This window comes from Thermodesulfobacteriota bacterium, from assembly GCA_040756475.1.
GTDB lineage: Bacteria > Desulfobacterota > Deferrisomatia > Deferrisomatales > JACRMM01 > JBFLZB01.
In genome coordinates this window covers 1-5,401 of record JBFLZB010000249.1, presented here as the reverse complement: position 1 = coordinate 5,401, position 5,401 = coordinate 1, and the positions used below count along the sequence as shown (strand labels likewise).

Sequence of the window (5,401 nt, the reverse complement as noted above, 5' to 3'; positions counted from 1 at the left end):
CCCTGCGGCCGGGCCTCCAGTGCCTCTACCTGTCGGGCTACACCGCCGACGTCATCTCCCAGCGCGGCGTGCTGCCCGAAGGGGTGAGCTTCCTCCAGAAGCCCTACTCCCTGAAGACGCTGGCCGCCAAGGTGCGGGCGGTGCTGGACGGGTAGCCGCGTCCACACCTTCCTCGATGTCACGACGCAGCTCGGATTGTATTCGCTGCTGGTGAACCAACCGCCGCGCTCGTGCTCATGAACGTTCTGATCATCGACGATATGGAAGACATCCGCCGAGTCATCCGCACGACCCTCGAGCGACGCCTGGGCTGCCACGCCTTCGAGGCCGCAAACGTCGGAGAGGCGCTGGACGCCATGCACCGTGCGGGACCCTTCGACCTCTTGATCACGGACATCCATATGCCGGGTCTGAGCGGTGGTTCCCTGATCCGACGACTGCGGGCCCACGACGAGACCCGGGAGACTCCAATCCTGGTGGTCTCCGTGGATGCGTCGAACCACGAAACCGTCCAATATCTCCTGCGCCAGGGGGCAACCGCTTTCCTTGGGAAGCCGTTCACGATGGACGTGCTGACGGAGAAGGTCGACGACGTCTTGAGAGAAACCCGTTCGCGGTCGAAAGATGACGCGACGCCGCATCGCCACCCGCCGGGCAAGACTGTGCGCGCGGTGGAGGATGCGCTCTTTCAACGAAGGTTTTCCCAACCGAGGCTCAGCGGGCTCAGACAACCCTGCGGCCGTCCTTTCTCAACTCCATGGAGACACTCATGACGACGCCCCTCCTCTCGGCCGAAGAGTACCAAATCCTGGTGGAGCAAGCTCCCATCCTCATCTGGAGGGCCGGACCCGATACTCGGTGCAACTATTTCAACGAACGCTGGCTTTCCTTCACTGGCCGCACCCTGGAGCAGGAGCAGGGCAACGGTTGGGCTGAAGGGGTCCACCCCGAGGACATGTCTCGCTGCCTGGAGATCTACCTCTCCGCCTTCGGCCGACGAGACATCTTTGAGATGGAGTACCGCCTTCGGCGCGCGGACGGGTTCTACCGCTGGCTCTTCGACCGCGGCGTCCCCTTCTTCTCGAGCGACGGCACGTTTGCCGGCTACATCGGCAGCTGCACCGACGTGACCGACCGGGTCGAGGCCCAGGAGGAACTGAAGAGGGGCAAGGAGGCAGAGATCCAGGCTCTGCGGGGTCTCCTGCCCATCTGCATGTACTGCAAGAAGATCCGCGACAACGCCGGGTCCTGGCAGGACGTGGCCGTCTACATCAGTGAACGCTCCAAGGCCGACTTCACCCACGGGATCTGCCCGGCCTGCTTGGTGCACCACTACCCGGAAGACGAGTAGCACTGGGGCTCCGCGGTGGACGGGTCGATCTCCGCGGCGCCCCTCCGGGACGCCCAGGGAGCCATCGTGGGCAGCTTGTCGATTCTGGAAGACGCCACTGAACGCAGACAGCATCGTTGACGGCAGACGTGAGTGTCGAGCTTGTTTCGAAGGAAGCGGGCGTCTCCGAGCTGAACCCCCTCGAGCTGCTTCAAAAACTCCTCCGTCTGGAAGATCCGGAACTCAGGCAAAACGCCCTCGCCTGTCCTTTGCGTCTTCGAGCCCCCCGCCCAGGCTTGCGGTCAGGTCCGCATTGTCGCGGATTTCGTCCATTTCCGGAGCGGCCCTGGGGGGCCGCATCGCCTGCGGGAGCAGGCTCCTACAAGGGCGATGCGGCCGAAGGCCGGCTGGGACCCACAGGAGGGGAAACGTGTCGCGGACCCCGCCGTGCCCTAAAGCCCTACGGCCCAGGGGTCGAAAAGGTCTCCATCCGCAGGCACCGCGCAAGTCAAGAGATCGGTGATTTCCGGCGGAACCACCGTCCGCCGCGCCCGCAGACGGCTTCGCACGCACCCCCTCCGGCGGTGTGGCGCGGAATCCGCCTGGAGCTGCGGCGACCGTCGGCCTCCGGGCGGGAGAGGGCCGCACAGCCGCAGGGAGTCGGCCCCGCAATGATGAAGACCGTCCGAGCCCACGTGCTGGCCCTCGTCTTCGTCTCGATCCTTCCCCCGGCCCTCCTCCTCATCGCCCAGGCCCACGAACATTCCCATCTGGCGAGGAACTCCGTACGCGACGCGGCGGAGAAGGCCGTGCGCCTGCTCGGGGCGGAACACGACGGGATCGTGGACGGGACCCGCCAGCTGCTGGAAGCGGTGGGAGACTCCCTGGTGGCGGGCGAGGTCTCCTGCACGCCGCTGCTCCGGAGCCTGAGAGAGGGTCTTCCCCGCTTCGCCGGGCTCCTCGCGGCCCGGCCCGACGGCGGCCTGCTGTGCGGTTCGGGTCTCCCGGGAGACGGACCGGGATTCTCCGAGGAGCCCTTCTTCCGCACAGCCGTCGCCAGCCGCACGGCCTCGACCGGGTCGCACGGCCGAACCGAAGGTCGGCGGTCGTTGCCCCTTGCCGTACCGGTGACCGACACGGCCGGCATCGTCCAAATGGTGTTCGTGGCCGAGCTCGACCTGGCATGGATGAACCGTCAGGTGTCCTCCCTTCTCCTCCCGCCCGGGAGCTCCTTTTCGATCTTCGATCACCGGGGCACCGTGCTGGTCCACTGGCCCGAGGCCGAGACGTGGGCCGGCAGGCCGGCCGAGGACGCGCCGCTATTCACGGCGGCGCGCGGGAGCGGGCTCCCCCCCTCGGCCATGCGGGGGCTCGACGGCGTGGAGCGGCTGTACGCCTTCGCTGCCCTTCCCCACGGGGGGATCGGAAGCTGCTACGCGGCGGTGGGCGTTCCGCTGGACGCGGTGCACGAGCACTTCGACCCGAGACGCAACGCCGCCTGGATCGCCCTGATCGTGACTGCGGCCCTGGGCTCCGCCTGGTGTTTCGGTACCTCCCGGCTCACGCGCCCCCTTGGGGCCCTGTCGGCCGCGGCCGAACGGTTGCGGGACGGGGAACTGGGAGCCAGGGCCTCGGCAGGCCACGCCGGGGCGGAGCTCGAAGCCCTGGTCCGGACCTTCAACCACATGGCCGAAGCCCTCGGCCGGCGCGAGAGGGAGAGCCGCTCGGCGCTGGAGAGCCTCCAGGCGAGCGAGGCCGCCCTGGAGCGGGCGCAGGAGATTGCCCGGGTGGGAAGCTGGGAGTGGGACTTGAAGGGCGGCGAGGTACACGGCAGTGACCAGACCTGGCGTCTCTTCGGGCTCCCCTCGGGCCCGAGGGCGCGCCCGGTGGCGGAGCTCCTGGAGAGGACCCGATCGGAGGACCGGGAGCGCGTCGATGGGGCCGTGCGGGAAGCCCTGTGCGGGAAGGCGCGTCACGACATCGAGTACGGCGTGGTCTGGCCCGACGGGACTCGGCGGGTGCTTCACGTGCGGGCCGACGTGCTCCAGGAGGAAGGCGGGATTGCGGTGCGCCTCGCGGGCTCGGTGCAGGACGTCACGGAGCGCAAGCGAGCGGAGGAGGAGCTCCGGCGCCTCCGGCATCGCAGCGAGCTCATCCTCGACTCGGCCGGGGAGGGGATCTTCGGCCTGGATCGGGAGGGACGCTTCACCTTCGTCAACCAGGCGGCCGCCGAGAGTCTCGGCCGCTCGGCCGGGGAGTTGGCCGGGCGCGACCACCGGGGGGTGTGTCCTCAGAACCGCCCCCCGGGGGAACCCTGCCGCGGTGCCCGCTGCCCCATCTACCAGGCCCTGGAGTTGGGGGAGAGCACCCGTCAGGTGGCGTCGATCTTTCGTCGCAAGGACGGCACCGCCTTCCCTGTGGAGCTCACCAGCGGTCCCCTTGGCGAAGGCGGGGATCGAGCCGGCGCGGTCGTCACCTTTCGGGACGTTACCGACCGCAGGCGGGCCGAGGCCGCCCTGCGGGAGAGCCACCGGACCCTGGAGGCCCTCTTCGAGGCCTCACCCCTGCCCACCTTCGCCGTGGACCCCGCGGGCCGGGTCCTCTTCTGGAATCCCGCTGCCGAGCGGGTCTTCGGCTGGAGCGAAGGAGAAGCCGTGGGCCAGTATCTGCCTATCGTGGCTCCGGAAGACCGGGAGGAGTTCGACGCGCTGCGCCGGCAGTCCCTGGGGGGCCGGGGGGTTGCGGGGGTGGAGATCCGCAGGCGCCGCAAGGACGGCGCTCGCATCGACCTCTCGGTATCCAATGCGCCCTTGCGCGACGCCGATGGAGCTGTGGTCGGCGTGGTCGCGGTGCTGGAGGACATCACCCGGCGCAAGGCGATGGAGGGGCAGTTGCGGCAGGCGCAGCGGATGGAGGCGGTCGGCCGGCTCGCCGCCGGGGTGGCCCACGACTTCAACAACCTGCTCACGGTGATCAACGGTCTCGCGGAGCTCGCGGCCAGCGACCTCGGCCCCGGCCACACCCTGGCGCCGAGGCTTCGGGGCATCCTAGACGCGGGCGAGCGCGCCGCGAGCCTGACCCGCCAGTTGCTGGCCTTCTCGCGCCAGCAAGTGGTGAGCCCCCGGGCCCTGGACCTCAACGCGGCCGTGGGGGGGCTCCAGGGCATGCTCCGCCGATTGATCGGGGAAGACCTCGAACTCGAGTGGAAGCCGGCGGCCGGGGTCTGGCCCGTTCGCCTGGATCCCAGCCAGCTCGACCAGCTCCTGGCGAACCTGGTGGTGAACGCCCGCGACGCCATCCCGGGAACCGGCACCGTTACGGTGGAGACCTCGAATGCGGTGCTCGACGAGGCTTGGTGCGACAAACACCCCGGTTCGACGCCGGGTGAATACGCCGTGCTCACGGTGAGCGACACGGGCACCGGTATGGACCAGGAGACCCTGGCCCACGTCTTCGAGCCCTTCTTCACGACCAAGGAGCCCGGCAAGGGCACCGGCCTGGGGCTCGCCACGGTGTACGGCATCGTCACGCAGGCCGGCGGCGCGGTGTACCTGGAGAGCGAGCCGGGCCGGGGGACGACCTTCCGGATCTATCTGCCCCGGTGGACGGGAGGGGGCGAGGCGGCGGTGGTCCGCGATGTGCCCGCGGTGCCCCCCCGGGGCACCGAGACCGTGCTCCTGGTGGAGGACGAGGCGGCGATCCTGGCCCTGGGCCAGACCATCCTCGAGCGCCAGGGCTACCGGGTGCTCGCCGCCCGTACGCCCGGCGAGGCGTTACTCCTGGCCGAGAAGGAGGCGGGCGAGATCCACCTGCTGGCCACCGACGTCGTGATGCCGGGCATGAACGGGCGCGAGCTCTACGCAAAGCTCCACGACTTACGACCGGGCCTGAAGTGCCTGTACCTCTCGGGCTACACCGCCGACGCCATTTCCCGGCGCGGCGTCCTGCCCGAAGGGGTGAGCTTCCTCCAGAAGCCCTACTCCCTGAAGACGCTGGCCGCGAAGGTGCGGGCGGTGCTGGACGACGCAAGGTAGGAGCCGGCTCCTGCCGGCGATCCGGCCGAAGGCCGGG

Annotated in this window: 3 protein-coding genes; all 3 read left to right on the top strand. The window is 69.4% G+C overall.

The features are described from left to right. Positions 1 to 236 precede the first annotated feature (236 nt). Positions 237 to 773, top strand: a complete 537-nt coding sequence (locus tag AB1578_21650; GenBank protein MEW6490503.1) for a response regulator — start codon at positions 237 to 239, stop codon at positions 771 to 773. Beyond that, positions 770 to 1,351, top strand: coding sequence for a PAS domain-containing protein (locus AB1578_21645; GenBank protein MEW6490502.1), 582 nt, complete (start codon positions 770 to 772; stop codon positions 1,349 to 1,351). The genes AB1578_21650 and AB1578_21645 overlap by 4 nt, the downstream gene beginning before the upstream one ends. 653 nt (positions 1,352 to 2,004) lie before the next feature. After that, a complete protein-coding gene (locus tag AB1578_21640; protein MEW6490501.1) occupies positions 2,005 to 5,364 on the top strand; it encodes a PAS domain S-box protein in 3,360 nt (1,119 codons plus the stop codon). The last annotated feature ends 37 nt before the right edge of the window (positions 5,365 to 5,401 follow it).

Excerpts from the sequence above, each read along its gene's own strand:
- AB1578_21650 (MEW6490503.1), top strand. The coding sequence starts at position 237 with ATGAACGTTCTGATCATCGACGATATGGAAGACATCCGCCGAGTCATC.
- AB1578_21645 (MEW6490502.1), top strand. The coding sequence starts at position 770 with ATGACGACGCCCCTCCTCTCGGCCGAAGAGTACCAAATCCTGGTGGAG.
- AB1578_21640 (MEW6490501.1), top strand. The coding sequence starts at position 2,005 with ATGAAGACCGTCCGAGCCCACGTGCTGGCCCTCGTCTTCGTCTCGATC.